The sequence below is a fragment of the Methanobrevibacter sp. AbM4 genome (assembly GCF_000404165.1).
In the GTDB taxonomy this organism is placed as follows: Archaea; Methanobacteriota; Methanobacteria; order Methanobacteriales; family Methanobacteriaceae; genus Methanarmilla; species Methanarmilla boviskoreani.
Map to the genome: position 1 here is coordinate 1,069,984 of NC_021355.1, position 22,926 is coordinate 1,092,909.

The 22,926-nt window shown below is 29.7% G+C and carries 12 protein-coding genes; 4 read left to right on the forward strand and 8 right to left on the reverse strand.

Annotated elements, in window-relative coordinates:
* Positions 1-256: 256 nt before the first annotated feature.
* Both ABM4_RS04310 and ABM4_RS08760 read left to right on the forward strand, forming a co-directional pair.
* Complete coding sequence (locus ABM4_RS04310) at positions 257-2,686, forward strand: DEAD/DEAH box helicase (RefSeq protein ID WP_048200848.1); 2,430 nt, start codon at positions 257-259, stop codon at positions 2,684-2,686.
* A gap of 790 nt (positions 2,687-3,476) precedes the next feature.
* Entirely contained in the window at positions 3,477-7,871 is a 4,395-nt protein-coding gene (locus tag ABM4_RS08760) for a transglutaminase domain-containing protein (RefSeq protein WP_016358456.1), read from the forward strand.
* Positions 7,872-8,076: 205 nt separating this feature from the next.
* Here the strand turns inward: ABM4_RS08760 and ABM4_RS04320 are convergent, their stop codons facing one another.
* Complete coding sequence (locus ABM4_RS04320; protein ID WP_016358457.1) at positions 8,077-10,722, reverse strand: PEP/pyruvate-binding domain-containing protein; 2,646 nt, start codon at positions 10,720-10,722, stop codon at positions 8,077-8,079.
* A gap of 311 nt (positions 10,723-11,033) precedes the next feature.
* On the opposite strand from ABM4_RS04320, the gene ABM4_RS04325 reads away from it, so the two are divergent.
* Positions 11,034-12,239, forward strand: coding sequence for a PD-(D/E)XK nuclease family protein (locus tag ABM4_RS04325; RefSeq protein WP_016358458.1), 1,206 nt, complete (start codon positions 11,034-11,036; stop codon positions 12,237-12,239).
* 200 nt (positions 12,240-12,439) lie between these two features.
* Here ABM4_RS04325 and ABM4_RS04330 read toward each other — a convergent pair whose 3' ends face one another.
* The 7 genes from ABM4_RS04330 to ABM4_RS04360 form a co-directional block, all read right to left on the reverse strand.
* Positions 12,440-13,126: a hypothetical protein gene (locus ABM4_RS04330; protein ID WP_016358459.1), complete on the reverse strand. Its 687-nt coding sequence runs from the start codon at positions 13,124-13,126 to the stop codon at positions 12,440-12,442.
* Positions 13,127-13,151: 25 nt separating this feature from the next.
* Positions 13,152-13,583, reverse strand: a complete 432-nt coding sequence (locus ABM4_RS04335; RefSeq protein ID WP_016358460.1) for a hypothetical protein — start codon at positions 13,581-13,583, stop codon at positions 13,152-13,154.
* Between the two features lie 387 nt (positions 13,584-13,970).
* Complete coding sequence (locus tag ABM4_RS04340) at positions 13,971-15,041, reverse strand: Ig-like domain-containing protein (protein WP_048200850.1); 1,071 nt, start codon at positions 15,039-15,041, stop codon at positions 13,971-13,973.
* A gap of 239 nt (positions 15,042-15,280) precedes the next feature.
* Positions 15,281-17,563: a hypothetical protein gene (locus ABM4_RS04345; RefSeq protein ID WP_048200852.1), complete on the reverse strand. Its 2,283-nt coding sequence runs from the start codon at positions 17,561-17,563 to the stop codon at positions 15,281-15,283.
* Positions 17,564-18,065: 502 nt separating this feature from the next.
* A complete protein-coding gene (locus tag ABM4_RS04350) occupies positions 18,066-18,758 on the reverse strand; it encodes an NTP transferase domain-containing protein (RefSeq protein WP_016358461.1) in 693 nt (230 codons plus the stop codon).
* 96 nt (positions 18,759-18,854) lie between these two features.
* On the reverse strand, positions 18,855-20,435 hold the full coding sequence (locus ABM4_RS04355; protein ID WP_016358462.1) for a Mur ligase family protein: 1,581 nt from the start codon (positions 20,433-20,435) through the stop codon (positions 18,855-18,857).
* A gap of 414 nt (positions 20,436-20,849) precedes the next feature.
* On the reverse strand, positions 20,850-22,136 hold the full coding sequence (locus ABM4_RS04360) for a Mur ligase family protein (protein ID WP_016358463.1): 1,287 nt from the start codon (positions 22,134-22,136) through the stop codon (positions 20,850-20,852).
* Positions 22,137-22,435: 299 nt separating this feature from the next.
* Between ABM4_RS04360 and ABM4_RS04365 the strand changes: the two genes are divergently transcribed.
* Positions 22,436-22,840 carry a hypothetical protein gene (locus ABM4_RS04365; protein WP_016358464.1) on the forward strand — a complete coding sequence of 135 codons (405 nt, stop codon included), beginning with the start codon at positions 22,436-22,438 and terminating at the stop codon, positions 22,838-22,840.
* Positions 22,841-22,926: the final 86 nt, after the last annotated feature.

Genomic DNA, 22,926 nt, shown 5'->3' on the forward strand with positions numbered 1-22,926 from the left:
TCTAAGATTTGCTGTAACTTAGTCTTTAAGTTAGAATAATAGTAGAAAATCTTTTAAATTAAAATTCATATAATTCTACTAGACAGTTTTTTTATTAAAAATATTATATTATAGAACCGATTTAGAAATAATTAATAAGAATAAATTTATATTATAAAACCTATCAAAACTATTATTAGTTTTCAAAAACACACTAAACTTTTATAAATAGTAATAACAAATATTTTTCTATAAAAATCTTTTTTTAATGGTTAATATGATTAGTTACGAGGAATTCGAACAGATTGTAGTTAAGATACTTGAAAGGGATATAGCATCAAATCAAGATCAAAAGTCTGCTATTCAAGCTGGTTTAAATCAATCTCTTTTTATTGTAGCAGGTCCTGGTTCTGGTAAAACAACTGTGATTGTACTTAAAATATTGAAATATTTATTTGTAGATGATGTTGAACCTGAGGAGATTGTTGCCACCACATTCACACGAAAAGCTGCAGATGAGCTAACCAGTAGAATATTGGATTGGGGATATAAAATCAAGGATTACCTTTTAAATGAAAGTATGAATAAAGGTTATGAGTTTGAAAAAATTCGAAAAATAGCCCATATTGATTTTAACCAAATATTAACCGGTACCGTAGATAGTGTTGCACAGGATTTACTTAGAGTCAACCGTCAGCCAGGTACCAATTTACCTAATGTCATTGAATCCTTTGTTACAGAATCAGCTATGACCAATGTAGGCCTTTATAGAAATGACCGTTACCTTAACGAGGACCTTCAAAAATACCTTGGAGAGCTAAAGGGTAGGGATAAAATCAAAAATCCGTCCATGATGAGTCAAATGATTCTATCCATTAAAAATAAGATGTACTATGATGTTGTTGATATGGAGGAAGTAAGACAAACATCAACAGATCCTGGACAAATTCAGGTTTTGGATGCTATTGACGAGTATGAAAAGGAACTTAGAGGACGGAACAGTATTGATTTTCCGATGCTAGAGGATTTATTCCTTGAAAAACTTGAAAATGAAGAATTTGAAGACTTCTTATCCAATGTTAAAATAGTTCTTGTAGATGAATACCAGGACACAAACCTCCTACAGGAGAAGATTTACTTTAAGATAGCCGAATTTGCAATTAGAAATGGCGGAAATATAACGGTTGTAGGTGATGATGACCAATCATTGTACCGTTTTAGAGGGGCAACCGTAGATTTGTTTACCAATTTCCCAAGACGTGCATCAGAATCACTAGGCATTTACGTGAATGTAATTAATCTTAAGGAGAACTATAGATCCACTGAGAATATTATCAATCTATGTAACCATTTTGCGGAGCTAGATGAAAAATATCAGAATGCACGTGTAAGTCACAAGCCACCAATTGTATGTCCTGAAAACAACAAGGGAAAAAACATACCGATTATTGGTCTTTTCAGAAACACTCAGGAAATCCTTGCAAGGGACCTGTCAAATCTTATAAGCGAACTTATCAATAAGGGAACTGTAAGAAGGAAGGTCCAGAATATTGTGGATACCAAATCCTTTGAAAAATTGAATAACAGTAACAATTTAGCTTTGAAATCCAAAGATAAGGAAGACAGATATATCGAGATTAGCTTAGACAGTGAGGACGGTTCTGCATCAGATATTGCGTTTTTGACATACTCAACAAAGGAAACATCAAGAGGCCACAACTATAAATTCCCATATTATCTTAGAAAAACACTTGAAAAACGTAATGTGGAAGTTTTTAATCCACGTGGTCAGGATATTCAGGATATTGAGGCAGTACAAATATTCTGCGGACTTATGCTAGAATGTATTGACCCTGACATGAAGATTCAAAAAATGGATAAAAACATTCCGAAATCATCATTTAGAATTATGAGACGTTGGAGAGAAAACGCACGTAAATTCATGGATAAGGATCCGGAACCTGTAAGTCCCATTACCCTCAAGGAATTTGTAGAATTATGGCAACTTAGAAAACCATATAAGATGGATAAATGGCCTTCCAGTGTCAGATTAATGGATCTCGCATACAAGCTATTAACATGGATCGATTACCTTCAGGAAGATGTTGAAGGGATTGTTTATCTTGAGGCTATTACCCAGACCATTAACCAGACAGGATTCTTCAATGAATATGGTTCTGAGATATACTTTGATACAGAGTCAAAAGAAATAAAATCAATCAATGAATTATATTGGAATGTATTCATACCAATTGCATCCGGCGGGGTAAGTATTGAAGAGGAATTACTTGAAACCCTACCAGACAATAGACTTAATATAATGTCCATACATCAATCCAAGGGTCTGGAATTTCCTCTCGTAATAGTTGATGTAGGTTCTGAATTTGACAAGGACCTTGCAAACACAAGCTTTTTAAGATTTCCTAAAAAAGGCGGACAAGACCAGGAGCTTGAGGATAGAATTCGTAAATATAGTAAAGATATGAAAATAGTTAAAAGGGACCAGGTTGACCGTTCCTTTGATGATCTGACAAGACGTTATTTTGTTGCATTCTCAAGGGCCCAGGATGTTTTAATACTTGTTGGTCTAACTTCCAATATATATGGATATGACACCAAAGATAAACATAGAAATATTCCAAACATCGCATTAGGTTGGAATAGAGATGAAGAATTCATAGGTTTTAATGAAATGTATATGATTTAATTAATGTTAGTTGCAATATATTAATTAATTCCACTATACTTTCCACCTATTTTTAATAATCTATTTAATAATATTTTTTTAAACTTAAATAATATAACTATTAAGTCTATTTTTAATGTAAAATATTTTAATTTACAATTGTTAATTGTTTAATTATACATCTATGTTTACTTGTTTTTTCAAGCATGATTTTCAATTTTTTTATCGATTTTTATATGATTTTATCTGAATTTTATATATTCAATTAAATTAGAGTTATGATAAAACCAATAATTAATAGTGTTTAAATATCTTTATCATACAATAAGACATTTCTATTTTTATAAATCAGAGCTCAATTTTATCTTAATTTGATATGATACATATTTTATATATCTATTTAAGTTTTAAAACTATGTATCACTTGAATTTTAATTGAGATAAATCTTAGATTTTTATATTAATTTTATTCTATTTTAATCTTATTTTAATTATTTTAAATAGTATTGCACTGTTTTTGGTTAATACAAATAGATTTGTGCTCTATTTCTTAATCATAACCTTTAAATACAATTTTTTACTTAGATTTATATATGAAATTATTTCCATTAATCCATGAGTTTTAAAAATTATAAGTTAAGGAATAATTTTCTACTCTTTATGATTACTGATGTTTTTTTAAATTTTATTTCAATAGTTTTAAAATGATTTTAATTATAAGGATTCATAGATTATTAAATCTTTAATTATATGATTTTTAAAAGTCAAAGTTATTTGGATATAATTTTAAAATTTGAATAGGAGGCGAAAAATGTCGAAGAAATTTAGATATTTTAGCTTAATTCTAGTTCTCATTATCTTTTTATGTGTTGGTGCAGTTTCTGCTACTGATCCGGATAATGGAACTACGGTTAGCATGTCAAATTCTTCGGTTCAAGATTCAGTTCAAAATGTTTATGATAATGAAAGTACAAATTCAATAGGTTTAAGTACGTCTGCTATTGGAAGTGCAAACAACTTATCTGCAACTGTTTCAGATGATAATAATAATAATAATACTGGGGATGCTCCTAACGGGAATGTTTCCAGTACAGTAAGTACATCCGTTACCAATAGTACATTAGAAAATAATTCTACACCCAATAATATTAGTGTAAATAATTCCACATCAAATAATATTGGTAGGAATAATTCTTCTAATGAAGTTAAGAATACTACAATTTCAACAAAAAATAATACTATTGTAGGTAATTCTTCTCTTGTAAAACCTAAAGCTGCAGGTTCTGCAAACTCTAATACTTTTAGTATTAGTCAAATTATTAGTGCTGCTAAATATGTTAAAAATTATTATGCTTCACATGGTAAATTACCAAGTACCGTCACTATTGGTTCAGTGAAAGTTAGTTTAGCTCAGTTCTTATATTATGAATCTAAAGCTATATCTCAACTTAACTCCGGTAATAAGGCAAATATTAAAATTATAGGATCTATGGATGAGCCTTCCAGTCCAAATAGTGGTGATTCCGTAAGCGGTAAATTAACTAAATCCGCCTATGTTGATTCAGCTACCAGGACTTATAAATTCATATTAAATTATTTACAAGGCCCTAACTATTCAACAACCACTCTTAAAAGAGTATCTTATAATAGATTAATTGAAGCATTTAGTGTTGCTCTTGATTATTATGGATCTAACAATAAGTTACCTGATTATTTAACCCTTAAATATGGTTCTAAAACCACTGCAGGTGCAAATTCTGTTAGTTATGTAAGTATTAATCAAATCATTGCTGCATCTAAAGTTGTTAAAGAATATTATGCAGCTAATGGTAAACTTCCAAGTACCGTGATGATAGGTTCTGTAAAATGTACTTTATCTCAGTTCTTATACTATGAGTCTAAAGCTATTTCACAGTTAAATTCAGGTAATAAAGCAAATATTGCTATTGTTAAATCTTTAAGAGAACCTTCCAGCCCTAATATGGGAGATGTTAATGGTGGTAATTTAGCTAAATCAGGATATGTTGATTCAGCTACCAGGACTTATAAATTCATATTAAATTATAATCAGGGTCCTAACTATTCAACTACAACTCTTGGAAGAGTTTCATATAATAATTTAATTAGAGCTTTCGCTGATGTACTTGTATCTTATGGTAGTAATAACCGTTTACCTTCTAGTGTAGCAATTAATAACAATATAAATGTTAAAAAAACAACCACTATCACCATAAACTCTGGTAGTGTTTATAAAAACGGCAATAAATATAGTGTTGTCCTTAAAGATGCATCTGGTAAAGTCCTTGCTAATCAAAAAATTCAGTTTAAAATAAGTGGTATTAATACTGTTTATTATGCAACGACTGATGCAAAAGGAGTTGCTAGTTTTGTTATTAATTTAAATTCAGGTAATTATACTATAACCTCCTCCTTTGGTGGTAATAGTAATTATCAAGGATCTTCTAAATCTTCAAAAATTAGTGTTCTTGGAAATTCAAGTTCAAAGAATAGTAATACATTTTCAATTTTTGTATTTGGAAGTGATATGAACAATGTAAATTTAGCTACACTTGCTTCAAATCATATAGGTAATATTTTCTTAAACTATTATGCTATTGAAAAATACGGAACTTCTGCAGTAACAAATTTCATTGCAAATGCAAGGAAATATAATATTAATGTATATATCTGGATGCAATGTTTCTATGATGGTAATTGGGTAAATCCTTCAACCTGTGGCCAAGCTTATTGGACTAAAAAAATAAATGAAGCTATCTCTTATGCTAAAATAACTGGTGTAACTGGCATTGCTTTAGATTATTTAAGATTTGGAGGAAATGCTTATAAATATTCTAATGGAACATCTTCCATTACATTGTTTACTAGAACCTTAACTAACTCAGTTAAATTAGTTAACCCTAATATTAAAGTTGCTGCAATTATAATGCCGGAGACTACACAGAATGTTTATTACTATGGTCAAGATTCTGATCAATTGGGAAAAATTGTGGATATTCTCATGCCTATGATTTATAAGGGCAACTACAAAGCAAGTAGTTCATGGATTAAATCAACTACTGCTTACTTCAAAGCACATTCAGGCACTGCACAAGTATGGACCGTATTACAATCATACAAATCTGATGATGATGTCACTAAATTAAGTGCATCTGAATTAAAAACTGATGCTCAAAATGCACTAGATGGTGGTGCTGTTGGTGTTTCATACTTTAGATATGGTTATACAAACTATGTTAACTCTACTACCTTAAATGGTGGTATAAGTAGTATGGAAGATAGTAATAATATTACTAAAACAAATCCTAAAGTATCAGCTTCCAATGTAACTATGTATTATAAGGACGGTTCTAAATTTGTTATTGTGCTAAAAGATTTCAAAGGTAACGCTTTAGCTAATAAAGAAATTTATCTTAAAATAGGTAATTCTGTTTATAAATTAGTTACAGACAGTAACGGTAAAGCACAATATGTGATTAATTTAAATCCGGGAACTTATACTGTAACCTATGGTTTCAACGGAGATTCCTACCGTTATAGTACTAATTCAACTGGAAAAATTGTAGTTAAAAAGTTATCTTATGTTATAAAGGCAAATGACCTTACAACTACCAGTAAAACTGGATATTATACTTTTAGTGTATATGATAATCTTGGTAAAAAAATTGTAAATCAATATGTTAATGTTACCATTGCAGGAAAACTTTATACAGTTAAGACCGATTCCAATGGAAATGTTAAAATTGCATACAATTTAAGTAAAGGAACATATACCGCTAAAATAAGTATAGTTGGAAATAATATTTATAATAGTAATTCAGCCAGTAAAAAAATTACTATTAATAGTCAGCCAGCTACATACTTAACTATTAATCAGATCATCAATGCTGCTAAAGTAGTTAAAAAATACTATGCAGATCATGGCTCACTTCCATCAACCGTTACTATTGGTTCAACTAAAGTCACTATAGCTCAATACTTATATTATGCATCTAGAGCTATCTCACAAATTAACTCCAATAATATGGCCAATATACCTATTATTGCTTCAGTTGATTCAGCAAGTAACCCAAATATGGGGGATGCAGTTAATGGTAATTTAAACAAAGCAGGCTATGTTGACTCTGCAACTAGGACCTATAAATTCATATTAAATTATATGCAGGCTCCTAACTATTCAACAACCACACTTAATAGAGCATCATTTAATACAATTACCGAGGCATTCAGTGTTGCTCTAGATTACTATCTTTCAAATAAAAAATTACCGGATTATCTTACTATAACATCAGGTAAAGAAACTACTGCTCATAGCAATACTGTAACAACTAAATATGTAACAATTAATCAGATTATTAGTGCTGCTAAAGTAGTTAAGGAATATTATGCGAAAAATAAAAAGTTACCAAATACTGTAACTGTTGGTTCATATAAATGTACCTTAGCTCAATTCTTATACTATGAGTCTAGAGCTATTGCACAAATCAACGCCAATAATTGGAATAATATTCCTGTTATCGGTTCATTAGATGAACCATCAAGCCCAAATATGGGGGATGCAGTTAATGGTAATTTAAACAAAGCAGGCTATGTTGACTCTGCAACTAGGACCTATAAATTCATATTAGAAAACAAACAAGGCCCTAACTATTCAACAACAACTGTTGGAAAAGTTTCATATAATGCTTTAATTGAAGCATTCAGTAGAGTCCTCGCATATTATGGTAATAATAAACAACTTCCAAGCTATACTGCCATTGATACAACAAATGGTGAAGACACATCATCCATTACTGCTCTTGCAAAAAGTTTAACTTCTGGTCTTAGTTCAGACTATAACAAAGCTGTTACTATGTTTAATTGGATAAGAGATAATGTCTTATACGATTATTATTATAATTCCCAACAAGGTGCAGCATTAACTTTAGCTAAAAAAAGTGGTAATTGTTGTGATCAATCTAACCTTTATGTTGCTATGTGTCGTGCTGTAGGAATAACTGTACGTTATGTTCACGGTTACTGTCACTTTACAGATGGCTGGTATGGTCATGTTTGGACTGAAGTATATGTAAACGGTAAATGGTATTCTGCAGATTGTATTTCAAAAAGAAATACATTTGGTTCCATTAACAATTGGAACACTGCTACTGCAACAATATACAATAGATATACCAATTTACCATTCTGATTTAAATATATGATGATAGAGGATAGTCTTTCTCTATCAATATTAAAATAGTTTAGAAGTTTTTTTACTTCTAAATTATTTCTTAATTTAATTTTTTCTTATTTTTCATCGTTTTTAGTTTATTTCTATTTTTCTAGTTTTGTTTATTGTATTCTGCTGACTTTTTGTTTCTTATTAGATTCTACTAATTTAACTATAATAAACCTTATTTATCTAAATAACATAAGGTTTCATCCTGTTCCAAATCATAATAGAACTTAAGGTTTTTATTTTCAAATTCATATACATGAATCATTTCATAAATATCCTCATCTAATTCATCATCAATTTTATTTAACTGATTTGGATAATCCTTGAATAAATCCCTATTGAATTCCAGTCTATTTTCATCCTCAAACAATGCACCATAATAGATATCAGTTTCCACAAGATCCTGAAACATATGACTTCCAAGGGACAATTCTGGTTCATATCCTGCCTGACTGTAGGATTCTTCCAGAATTACGGAGAAATTACTAATATCTGCAAACACTGCAGGAATTCCAAGTTCAGGTGATGATGTACCTAATCTTCCAGGAACTATCAACATTGAATTTCTATTGTTTTCCCTACAATACTTATTGATTTTACCGATGACATTTCTTATTTTTGGCTTTTCACTATATGGATAATGATAATAGTAGTAGGGATGAACATATACCAATGTGTCAATATCCTCTTTTCTAGATCTTCCCATTGAAGAATCCTTAAAATGGAAATATACATTATCAGTAACTTTAGGAATCTCAATCTTTTCATCACTTTTGGATACTTGTAATGGTCTACATTGAAGTAGATTTACTACAAAGGAATGATTTTCACCTACATTTACGGTGTACTCAATATCCACCGGATAATCATATGCCTTCTGTAAAGTAGATAATACCTCTTTCATAAGATTTATAAATCTGCTATTATTCACAAGTCCGTTACAGTTTACAAATATAATTTCCCTATGTTGTCCTCTATCAGAATATAATCTTTCCGCTTCCGTATCATGTTCTACCAATGCTTGTTTAGCATATCTCGGAACAATTTTTAAACCATCCTCAACATCTAACTCATCAATTTGAATCTTTTTAAGATTTAACAAATCAAGATAATGCTGTGAAAATTCATGTCTTTTAGCTACATTTGGCTGCGTTTGTGCCCTTGGACGGTTTACATTGACAATTCTCGGATAATCTTTCTGAGTTCTATCTACTGCTTTTGTACCCAAACCCATTACAAGCCTTAACATTCCATTATTAGTACTTCTTTCTTCAAGAGGCAAATATGGACTATAAGAGAAACCTACACCTGCAGCTGTTGGGAAGAAATAGTCTCCATAATATGAACCTGAAACCCTTTGAACTAAAAGAGCCATCTGCTCATCTTTATCATCAAGATGTTTTAATTTCCTATATTCTAATGCAGATATATTCATAGTACTTGAATATACTCTTTTTACAGCATTTTCAAACTCTTCCAATCTTTGTTCAATTGGACCACGATTTACGCAGAATATTGACTCATATTTTCCTGCAAATGCATTGCCATATCCATCTTCAAGAAAGCTACTGGATCTAACTATGATAGGACTTTGACCAAAATAGTCTAAAATTCTTTTGAATTTCTCTTTAATATCATCTGTAAATTCACCATTCTTTAAACCTTCTTCAAGTTCCCTACCTGCAGAATAATATCCCTCCTTAGTTCTTTGTTGAACTCTAATATCCCATAAATCATTAGAGACAATATATGTGTAGAATAAATCAGAACCAATATAAAAAGAGTCGTCTGGTTCAAATCCCCGATAGATTTCAGGTTTATCATGTTCAATGATTTTACGTGCAAGAAGCATACCACATGCCTTACCACCAATCATTCCACTACCAACAACCCTATCATATACAGAAAAATAGTCTTCAGCTGAAAAATATTCCTTAACCTTCTCGGCCATATCCTCCTGTTTAGTCATTAACATATAACACATCTGGTCACATTTATCTTGAATATCCTTTCCATTTTGATATTCCAACATGGTTTTTTCAAAGAACCGTTCCCAACTATCAGTATTCTGTTCATTGTGGTAAGCAGATGCATCATTTATAACTCTATAAAACTCACTAACCTCAAGTCCATCTGTTAATGCTTTAAGTTTTCCAGTTTTTGGTTCATATTTATGACCTAAAAACATATTTTGGGAATATCTATTCCAAACCTTTAACGGATGAATAAAAAGATAATCATCCTTAGAATAAATATCCAGGAACAATTGAGTTGTTTCACTAATCTTGGCTATTGCATCAAATGAATGTTTACCCCGTATAAGAGGAAAATATGCTACCGTATCAAGTGTAAATAAATAGGGGCAGGTTACTTTAAAGAAATTCCCCATCATCAAATCTGTAGACCATGCAGATTGTAGTTCTGATAAGGAATCAAATACAAAGTATGCTCCTTTGCCCTCTTTTTCAATGATTTTATGTACTTCAAGGGTAAATGATTCGAAAAGATTATCGGGATTTACTTCATATATCTTAATACCATCTTTATAAATCATTGAAAATTCATTATCTGGATTTTCCTTTTCCTTATTTAAATTTTTATAGTCCTCCTCAGTTAAATCAATTAAAGGTTTATTCTGACCAAAATGAACATAGATTATATTTTTATTTTCTCTAACAGCTTCTCTAACAAAAGGATCTACAAAATATGAAAATTCCTTTAAATTAGAAACCTGCCAAACTACATTATCCCCTAAACGAATATTATCCAAGGTTTTATCAAGGGAAGGTATTCCTGACTTTACTCTTTCAAATGATGACATTTTTAACAAATCCTTAATTTTTTTTAAATAATCAATTTATATTAAGTATATTTTATTAAAAAAAATTTTCTAATATACTTTTGAAATCTATAAAAAATCAATGAATTATAAAAAAAATAAAAATAAAATTTTTAAAAATTTCTATAAAATAATAAATAAAATACTAAAAAAAGTTTCTAATATATTAAATATTAAAATTTAAAAAGTATTAAAATTGAATTTGAGAATTAATTCATTGAAAATCAATATATTTAAATATCCTCCATCTATAATTAATATTAATAATTAAAAATAGGTAAATGAGTGAAAAAATGCATTTAAAATCAAGGTCAAAACCATATATTATTCCAGAATACAGTTTAACTGGAGATCTTTTATCATTTTTAACATGCAACCTTCAATACAGATATCAAAACAAGGGAACATTGCCACCTTCAATGCCTATCCAATTATGGTTTGGAGAGTTTATTCATGGTGTTATGGAAGAGGCATATCTTAAATGGGAAGAGGAGAAATTGGAATTCCCATGGCAATGGGATAAGGATATCAGACCTATTGAGGAAATGATAGATCAAAGATTACGTTCAAGAGGATTATTCCCACCATCAAAACAATATTGTCCTGAACACTTTCCCGAAGAAAAAATAGGAGTTTATGAATTTGGAGATAACCCCTATGCAAGAATAGCAAGTGCAAGGGCGGAAAGATCCATAAACGTTTGGGGACCATATCTTTTTCCTTTAATAGATTCCTCAGAAATACGTCTTAAGGGTATTCGTGATATGCCCAATTATGATAAGAAACATAGCCGTTCAAACCATTACAGTGTCAATGGTGTAATCGATGTTTTAAGTTCATTTAAAATCAATAACTCCACCCAAAGAACAATTGATTCCTATCAGAATACCATTGTCCAATATCTACAAAAGGATAAAAGTTTTAGAGAGGTTTTAAAAAACAAGATAGATAATGAATATGAGGTAATCATTGACTATAAGGGTATGAGAAGACCATCAACAGATAGTGAAACATATAAACAACATGAATGGCAGATTTTAACATACTCCTGGTTAAGGGAACAGCAAAAGGATGCAAAACCTATAGCCGCAGGAATTGTATTCTATTTAAATGAACTGGTTCCCTCTATAATAGATTTAAAATTGATTAAGGAAGATATTGTAAATGGAAAAACAGATGTTGAGATTTCTAAAAAGGATAAAGAATCCCTATTGGAATGGGACGGTAATGAAAACTATTACCCTACATTATCTGATAAGTTTAGATTGGATAGATCCATTAGAATTATACCTATTCAAAAAGATAAAATTGAAGGTTCCCTTAAGGAATTTGATTCTGTAGTAAATCAGATTGAATCCTCACTAATTAAAGAACAGGAAGGTATAAAAATAGGGGATGCTTGGAAGGCAGAAGCAGAACAAAGAACATGTGACGCATGTGATTTTAAAACTATTTGTCAAAAAAATAAAGGAAATATTGAGAACTTTACAGTACCATAATAATATTACTTTATTTTATCATTTTCCAAGTGAAAATGAAATAGATTTCCTATTTGATTAATATTTCTAAAATATAAAAAATTAAACTCCATATATCTCTTTTTAAAAAATAAGAATAAAAATAGAATCAAAATAAATTAACTATATAAAAAAAGAATAAAAAAGGTTTTAAATAAATTTAAAATAATTAAAAGATGAGATTATTCATCTTTAACTTCAGCATCTACATCAACGACTTCTGATTCTTTATTTGCTTTTTGAGCTGCTTTTTTATCTCTTCGATCTTGTCTTACAGCCCTTGCATCCTCTTTTAAATCATCTTTTGCAGATTTAACATCGTTTTTTAAATCTTTAGCTTCAGCTTTTGCTTTAGCTGTTTTATCCTTAATAGAATCTTTAGTCTCATCTTTTTTAACTTTAAGATCCTCAGTTTTATCCTTTAAAGCAACTTTTTGTTCTGCTTTATGTTTTTTCTCAAGTTCTTTAAGCTCTTCTTTCTGTCTTGCTCTTAGTTCTTCTCTTTCTTTTAATTGTTGTCTCATCAATGAAATCTCTTTATCAATATCCTCTGATTCATCATTTTCATTATCGATTTTTGCATCTGATTTGTCAATTGCATCTTTCAAATGATCCTTAACTTCCGCCTGTTTTTTAGAAAGTTCATCCTCACCATTTTTAACTTCATCTAATTTTTCATTAGCATAATCTAAAGATTTATCTAAGATTTTATTAGTTTTTTCATCGGCAATATTGACCCATTTTTTACCTAATTCAATACCTAGTTCTTTAAATTCAGGATCATTATATTGTTTTACCCTTTCAATTCCATATTCTGCAGCAACTTTTGAAAGTTCAACACCCTTTTTTGCAGCTTTGTAAAATACCATCTTATCACCTTTATAATATGATTAATTAATTATTAGTTTTATTTCTTAAATCTGATAATTCTTGAGCTTGTTTTTTCTTAAGTTCTTCCATCTCTTTAAGTTGTTTTTGCATTAATTTATGCTCATCATCTAGGACTACTTCATGATCTTGATTAGATTCTAGAATCATATCTGCCCTATCCAAGGCATTTTGCATTTCTTCCTTGGTTTCTAACTTTCTTTGAGAAAACTTGTCCATACCATTTTGAGATTCCTCAAGTTTAATATTAGCAACTTCTATAGCCCTATCCATTGCCTGGTCTGCTTTTTGTTCCCCGACACGAGCCCATTTTATTCCAAGTTCCCTTGTCATTCTTCTCATTTCGGGATCATGCAATGATTTAGCTTTAGTGTAACTATATTTAGTTAAAGTCTTACCAAGTTCGACTCCCTTCTCAGCCTTATCAAGAATTCTCATCATATCACCTATAAGCGTATAAAGTAATGATTAATTATTTAATTTTTTTATCATAAATACTTAGCTAATTTAATATATAAACTTATTGTTTTATATAAAGAAATATCTACAGAATAAATAAAATGTTTAAATACTTGATTAAAAAATTGAAAAAATAGTTTTAAGAGCAGATTATTAATTTAAAAAAGGAAAATTCATCTATTAAAATTATTAAATGATTAATTCCTTAAACTAAATTTAAAAAAGAAGTATTAAATTAGAAATATTCACCAATTATAAAAAAAAAGATAAATAGAAGATAAAAAAATGTAATTTTTTATTTAATATATAAATTAAATAAATTATTGATAAATTTCAATAATATTAAACTACAATGTCTAAATTAGACTATTTTTTATCTTTAAATCCAAATCCTAAAATTGCAAATATTGCAAGTATTAATGCAATAAATGGATAACCAGTATTATAACTAGTTTTAACATGATTTTTTACTGTAGAAGTATTATCATCAGAATCTATAATTTTAGAGCCATTATCATTGTTTACAGTATCATTTGTAATATTATTTGTAGTGTTTTTTCCTGAATTATTAGTATTATTTGTAATGTTGCTAAATACAGTGAAGTTACTTGAGTTAACTGACGGATAATAGTTGTTATCACCATTGTATCTAACATCAACAGTATAATTGCCAGCATCTAATCCAGAAACAGATAAAACACCAGAACCATTACCAACTCCAACACTATAACCAACACCATTAACAACAACAGTAACATTACCAGTAGCATCAGAAGGAACAGTAACATCAATAATTAAATCCTGTCCACGAGTAATGTTTTTAACTGTAATATTGACTGTAGAATCAACCTTAGACACACTAAAACCGGTAGAATTTACTGACGGATAATAGTTGTTATCACCATTGTATCTAACATCAACGGTATAATTGCCAGCATCTAATCCAGAAACAGATAAAACACCAGAACCATTACCAACTCCAACACTATAACCAACACCATTAACAACAACAGTAACATTACCAGTAGCATCAGAAGGAACTTTAATATTTATAATTCCATCCTTACCATAAGAGGTATTATCTGCAGAAACATCAACGGTGGAATTAATCATGGATACGGTGAAGTTTAAATAAACATTTTTCGGATCATATCCAGGGGTGTTATAGATTAAGTGAGCTGTATAATTACTTGCATTTAATCCTTTAATTACAATATTGGATATGTCATTTTCAACATTTCCAGTATAAGCTTCGCCATTTATCTCTGCTGAGACTGTACCGGTAGCATTTTCTGGAACTTGAACAATAACCTTTACGTCCTCACCATAGCTAACATTGTCAACACTATATGAAACAACATCTATAACACCATAGTTATAGTTTATGTCTGTACCATTTCCATATACAACATCAATTGGATAGGAACCAAGTTCCATAGGTGCAATATAAGACTTATTAAAGTAGATGTCATCAGGTGCAGAAGTAGCGCCATTTACTGTATAATTATAATCCCCTGCAATAATCTGATTACCATTATCATCATTAATGATTGTAATTAATTTAAGGTTTGTACCTGGGAAACAGGTATAGTTTGCTACATTAACAGTAATGGGACTTTTAATAGTTCCATTATTATAAATAAATTTACCGATATCAATAGTATTTTTATTTAATGTTAAATTAGCGTTATTGAAAATTGTTGAACAGATGGATCCTGATTATTGATGAATATTGAATTGCTGACTGTGTTATTTGAATAGACAAAGTATAAACCACTTCCATATTCATTTGCATGATTATTTGTAAAGTTACAGTTATCCACATTAATATTCAATCCATAAACAGTACCATTATCTGCCATATTATCAGCAAAATTGGAGTTTGTAATATTCGCACGGTTTGTATAGATTGCACCACCTAAACTACCAGAATTATTTGTAAAGTTACAGTTTGAAATAGAACTGATATTTGATGACCATATAGCACCACCTAAATTATAACTACCGTTAAGACAAGAGCCATTATTAAAGCTAGTATTATTGATTAGATCAATATAGGCTGAATATATAGCACCACCCATATGTGTGGCGGATGTATTATTAAATATACAATTTAAGATAGAACTTATATTATCTGCAAATATTGCTCCACCAGGGGCATTTAAGGCAGTAGCATTATTAAATACTGAATCACTTATATTAGCAATAATACGGGAGTATATTGCAGCCCCCATATAAGAAACTAAGTTGTTAAAGGTGGTATTTGAAACAGAACCTATACTTTGTGAAAATATTGCTCCACCAGGATATTGTGATGACAAATTAGTAAAACTACAATCAACTACAGAATCAATTGAATTTACAGATACTGCCCCACCAGTACTATTTGATAATGTATTTAAAAATGTACAGTTATACAGTGATCCAATTTGACCTGAGTAAATCGCTCCACCAGGACCACCAGAGGATGTATTAATGAATTTTGTATCGTTTATAGAACTTATATTTCCATTTACACTAATTGCTCCACCTGTAGATGAGGGATCAATATTAACAAAACTGCAATCGTTTATAAAACCAATATTTCCAGCATTAATAGCTCCACCAGGACCGTAATTAAAAGTAATATTACTAAAAGTAACATTATCTAATAAACTGATATTGCCATAAACATTTATAGCACCACCGGAGGATGACCCATTAATATTGGTAAATGTAGTGTTAATTATTGAACCTATTTCATCACTTGCATATATAGCTCCACCTGGAGCAGTAGATCTAGTGTCATTAAATGTAGAATTAATAATTGCACTGATATTACCAGTATAAATAGCACCACCAACAGAATTAGTTTTACAATTATTAAATACAGAATTGGTTATACTACCAATTTTAGAGTTATAATTGTAGATAGCACTACCTGGAGCAGTACAATTGATATCAACAAAAGTACAGTTATCTATAGAACTAATATTTGTATATAGACCATAAACAGCTCCTCCCATAAGTGAACTAATATTTTTAAAGTTAGAATCCTTTATAGAACCAATTATACCAGGTCTGGAATTATAAAGTACACCACCAGTACTTCCGGATCTAATATTCGTAAAATTACATCCTGCAATATCACCAAAGTTTCCAGAATAAGATATCATACCATAACTATTAGATGAGGAATTACTTATGGAACTGTTAATTAATGAACTAATATTACCATTACAATAAATTGCAGCAGCAGGACCATATGATTTAAGTGAATCAAAAGTACAGTTAGTAACCGGACCAATATTTCCATTGTTATTATAAATAGCTCCGCCTAAAGATGCAGAACAATTAACAAATGAATCATTGGTCAAATAACTTATATTACCATTATCTACATATATAGAACCGCCATAATTATTTGCAGTATTATTTACAAACTTTGAATTGGTAATAGATCCAATGGAATTTGAATAAACAGCACCACCACAAACAGAGGCATTGTTGTTTGCAAAAACACAATTATCAACTGAGGCAATTGAATCATCGGAGTAAATGGCTCCACCATAAATTCCCTTACAATTAGTGAAAACACAATTAATGAAAGCCACATTACCGGAACTGATATTGAATGCCCTTGCAATATTAGAACCATCAATAATATGATTGTTACCATTAATTGTAATTGAGGTATAAATATGTGTTCCATTTATATAATCCCCATCGGTAGACGGTGAATACTTGTAGTTCTTATCAAGATTAATAGTAGAACCTTCACTACTTGAATTAATAAGTGTATTTAAATCAGTGAAAGTACCATACTCAGTATCCTCTGATAAAATGTCAACATTGTCTGTTGAATTAGAAGCCAATAGATTTGATGAGTTGGTTGATGAGAAATCACTAGCCGAAACAGAACCAATACCTACAAAAATCAACAATATTACAAGCAATATGATATACAATCTTCTTTTCACATTTTCACCTCCCCTTATATTTTAAAAATGATTAATTGAAAAATAATCATCAATTAAAGTTAATAAAAAATAAATATTTAAACATTTTCAATTTTTATACAATTTGCTAGAATAAATAAGCAGAATGAAAAAAATAAGAAAAAATAAAACAGAAATCTACTGGTTTTTAACAGATAAAAATAAATATAGATGTTTAAAGTTTTAAAAAAATTAATAAGAATAAAATTAAATAAAAACAAACATATTTAAATAAGTCATTTCAAAAAATAAAAGATATTATCTTTGAAAAGATTAAGGCAATTAGGTAAAAAATATATTACAATAAAACTTAAATAAACAAATTAATACTAATGTTAGAATCGAATATCTCAATTATACAAAAAAGATTAAGGTTTACATCATGATCAAATAAAATAGAAGGAAAAATTGAAACTAAATATTATACAAAAAAGGATCAATGTTTTATAGAATTTTGAAAATTAATAAAATTAGAAAGATAAAATTAATAATAATAATTTTTTATATCCAAATTCTCTTTTACAAATTGATAGTCAGTATAATGATTAATGTTTACAAGTTCCAAGTCAAATTGCTCTTTAACCCCATAAAACTTAATTTGCCTATCAAATATTTCCCTTAAAATAGGATTTAAATTTGAGTCAGTATTTTCAAGATAAGGTATTAAAAGATTTTTTGAAGCTACAAATGGCATTCCTAATCCAATAGCATTGTCTAACGGACCACATTCTCTACGGCGTAAAAAGGAAATAGATTTTTCGCAATCCCCCCAATTAAAGAAAACATTAATCATGTTTTTATATGTTGTTGATGATATTGTAGGCTGGTCACCTGATACACATAATGCAAATTTCCCCTTAAGATGTGACAAACCATTGTATAATGATGTTGAGAGACCTACATCATGAGGTTTATTTTCAACAATTTTTATCTTTGATAGATACTCCTCACTTAAAGAGTTAATTATCTCATCTTTATAATGACCAAGTACTAAAATACATTCACCTACTCCTGAGTTTAATACATTGTCTAATGTTAACTCAAGAATAGTTTTTTGAGTATTATTGACTTTAGTTAGTGGGAGTGTTAATTTATTTTTAATTGGTAAATCTAAACTCCTTAAATCACTACGCATTCTTGAATTTAAACCTGCACCGGTAACAACTGCACTAACCATATAATCAACCCATATTAATAAAAAAATTATAAAAATAAACAAGATCTAATTATTTCCCTTAACATTCTCAAATAAAATCCCGTTTAAAGCGTCCATCTAATTATTTCCCTTAACATTCTCAAATAAAATCTTGTTTAAAGCAGGTTTTGCATATTTAACACCTGCCTCACCAATTAACAAGATAATGTCATCTGATTCAGCAATTTTTAAACCTAGTCTTAAACCCTCTTCAACCTGTTCTGGAGAGGAACCAATGGTACCGGTTTTATTAAATTTAGTCCGTGTTTTTATTTGTAATACATTGGTATCAATGTATCTAGCCATCTTACTAGATGGAGTAGAAACCGGTATTACAGTATCCACATCAGATAAAAGTTTTGCGATTGCCTCATCACCCTGACGGCCACTTTCAGATGAGATTGTATTAATCACAATTATATTATTAGATTCGGTTTTAAGTTTCAAGACCGTCTTTATAATAGTTTCAACACCTGCAGGATTATGGGCAAAGTCAATTATTATGGTAGGATCATCATTAATATATTCCAATCTACCAGGTACCCCTTTAAATGATTCAATAGCTTTAACTATGCCATTTATATCCAGACCTTGAACCCAAGCTGCACACGCTGCTGCAAGTGAATTATAAACATTATGAATACCGCTATGAGGCAATGTTATATCCCTTGCCTCATCGGCAAAATGTATTGTATATTTGGTTTTGGTAGTATTGCCTTCCTTAATAATTCTGATATTGGTAGCATATACATCCAATTCAGGATTTTTAAATCCGCATGAGCAATCGAATTCCCCTAAACTTCTAAGATAATTTACATCATACTTTAATTTTTTACCACATTTAGGACAATCCCTATAATATTTGCCGTCAAATAATGGGTTTTCATCATCTTTAATTCCAAAGAAATAGAATTTTTTGTCTGTAAACCGTGACTTTAAATCAACCAATATGGGATCATCGCCATCCAATATCAAATTATCTGCGACTTCTATCATTTCCTTTTTACAGTTTATATAATCTTCAAAAGTACCATTGTTTAAATGGTCATGGGTGATGTTAGTTATAACTGCAGTATTTACATGGGAATTAGTTGCAGAACGTTTAATTTCACCTTTTCTTCCAAATGTTCCGATTTCCAAAACACTTATATCCCCATCCAAACGGGATTGTAACGCCGGAATAAATTCACTATTACCCTGTATACGAAGACCATGTGAAGGTACCTTATACCCGTTTACCTGGAAAATATGTTTTAAGGCATGGGTTGTAGTACTTTTACCGTTGGTACCGGTAACAGCTATTACAGGTTTATCTGGTGAGAAGAATTCGAGAATCTCATTAATGGAATAAACTGGCAATTCGGATTTATTAAAGTTGTTTAATTTTGTGGTGAAATAATCATTCTTTAAAAGACTTGGTGCTACAAATATAGCGGATTTGCCTTTAAATGAATCATCATCTAATTCCTCACCTAACTTAAGATGAATTCCCTCCTTTTTAAATATTGGAGTAAGATAAGAATCAGGGGCACTGTCAATAATTGTTACATCATAATCATGACATGCCAAAATTCTTGCAATTAAACTTCCAACTGTACCGCAGCCCCCTAGAACCACTACACCATTTTCTAAACTTCTAAAAAACTCTTCACTTTCCATTAAACTACAACCTTAATATTTTTTAACATATATGATAATCAATCTTTGATATATATTTAAAAAAATATGGATTATCAATTGATCCTCATACATTTTAATACCTATTTAAAAAAATATGTGATATTATTATAAATTTGATTTTCCTTAATTAATACCTATTGAAATATGTCATAATTAGAAATCATGATCGATTTTAAGGTGATTATAGTAACAATTCGATAAATATGAATAATATTAAATTATAAATTTAATTTTTTTTATTTCCATCCATTTAAGGGCAATAATAGTTTAAAAATTAAATTAAACTTTTATTATTTAATATTTTATTAATTTAAATATAATTAATCTTTAAAAAATCACCAATTACATACTAAATAATTCATTTAATTAAATCAATTAATCTTTAAAATGTCGCTAATTACAGACCTTACATAGCTCTTCAAGTCTTTCCTGAATTGTTATAATTATCTCCTGGCCATTACCACCGATAAATAGATAGTCCTCATGGGCAAACTCAGCAACATATTCAATTAGCTCATCAAGATTATGTGCAGTGTAAACCTCACCATCATATTCCAATTGGTTAATTCTATCTAATGCCATATTTATGGTATTTGCAAGACCAGGGAACAATACGATTACCTTGGGATCATGCTTTACAACCTCGTTTAAGATATCCAAACGATGCTGTTCATTAGGTCTAGGTGTTCCGATAAATGCGGCATAGAAATACTTCTCATCAAATATGGATTTTACAGCATCGGAATTATCTGTCTTTCCAACATAAATCTCTGAATCAAATAATTTATAAACTTTAAGTCTTCCCTCTACAGCTTCAAAATTCTCTAAAACCTTATTGGATATGCTATCGGGAATTCCCATCTGATGTGCAACCTCAGTTGCTAGACCAGCATTCAATTTATTAAACTTACCAATAACCTTAAGGTTTAAATCAGACTCTTTAAATCTAGAAACATGACTTGCAGACTTTTCAAACTTATCGGCATATTCCTGATTTTCATTAATAACTATATGTTTATGCTTGAATATGGTGCATAATTCCTCAGCATAGTTATCCATACTTTTATGTACATCCATATGATCATTACCCATATTAGTAAGTGCGATTAAATCAAAGTTAAAACAATATTGGCAGAAGCTTAAGGTCATATCACATACTTCAACAAGAATCACATCATAATCCCCCTCTTCCGCCTCTAAAATGATATCATAATATCCATTAAATCCACCACCTGCATTTCCCCCAACTAAAACCTTTTTACCACTTGCCTCTAAAATCTCCTTAATCATATAGACGGAGGTAGTTTTTCCATTGGTTCCGGTTACACCAATGGTGAATATTTTTCTGTGTTTATCCAGAACATCCTGCAATAATTTACCGGACAATTTAAATTGATTTGCAAACTTACTATTCCACATACTGGGACTTAAAACAATAGCATCAGAATCATTGATCTCATTGATATTATTAGTACCTAAATCAACTATAAGATTATCTGCAATTATTGATATCTGTTCAGTGTTATCTGTTTTAACATTAATATCAGTTATAGGCATGTTAAACTCTTTAAGATCTATATCAGTTTCTAAATCTGATGCATATACAGACCATCCATGATCTAATAGTGATTTTGAAGCTTTTTTACCTTCAACTCCAAGTCCAATTACTGCTGCTCTCATTTTAAAATTTCCCTTTTCCTAAATACTTTATTTTATAAATCAAAAAACTAATTTAAATAAATCATATAATATGTTTAATAAATAAACATTCCTACACAATTATTATAAATTAATTTTTTAACAATTTTTTGAATATATTTTTATATTCATAACTTTATATAATTTTATATATGATTTTTTATTTATTGGTTATATTGTTTAAAAATAAAAATCAATATTTATTCTAATAAATATATAGACCATTAAAGTGTTTAAGATAACAATTCTTTTAATTTAAAAAATTTTAGCAGGTCAATGACATGTTTGAAGAAGATAATGATGATAAAATATATAATCTCTTGATTACTAGAGGATCCGGCTATGAAAACGACTATGCCCAGTTTACGGAAAAACTATATTCAAAATCTGACTTTCTATGGAAGGAGTCTGTTGCAGCATCCTACCACCATATGCCTGAAAGTTTTTTCAGCAAGATAGATGTTATTATTATTCTCTCAGGTATCTATGAAAAGGATAAGGAGAATATAGACGATATCGTTAAAGCGTCCCAATTATTTAACATTCCAATAGTACTTGTAAGACCTTATGGACTTGAGGAAGTTCCTGAGAATCTAGAAAAAGTAGCTACAGCCCTTGTGGGATGGAACGCAAATTGTATTGTAGATACAATCCGCGGTGCTGTCAATGGAGACTATGATATTTAAGTTAAATCTAGTTTAAAATCATAACCTCATCAAAAAATTTATAATGTTTTATTAAGGATTCTCCAAAATATTATTTTATTAGTTTA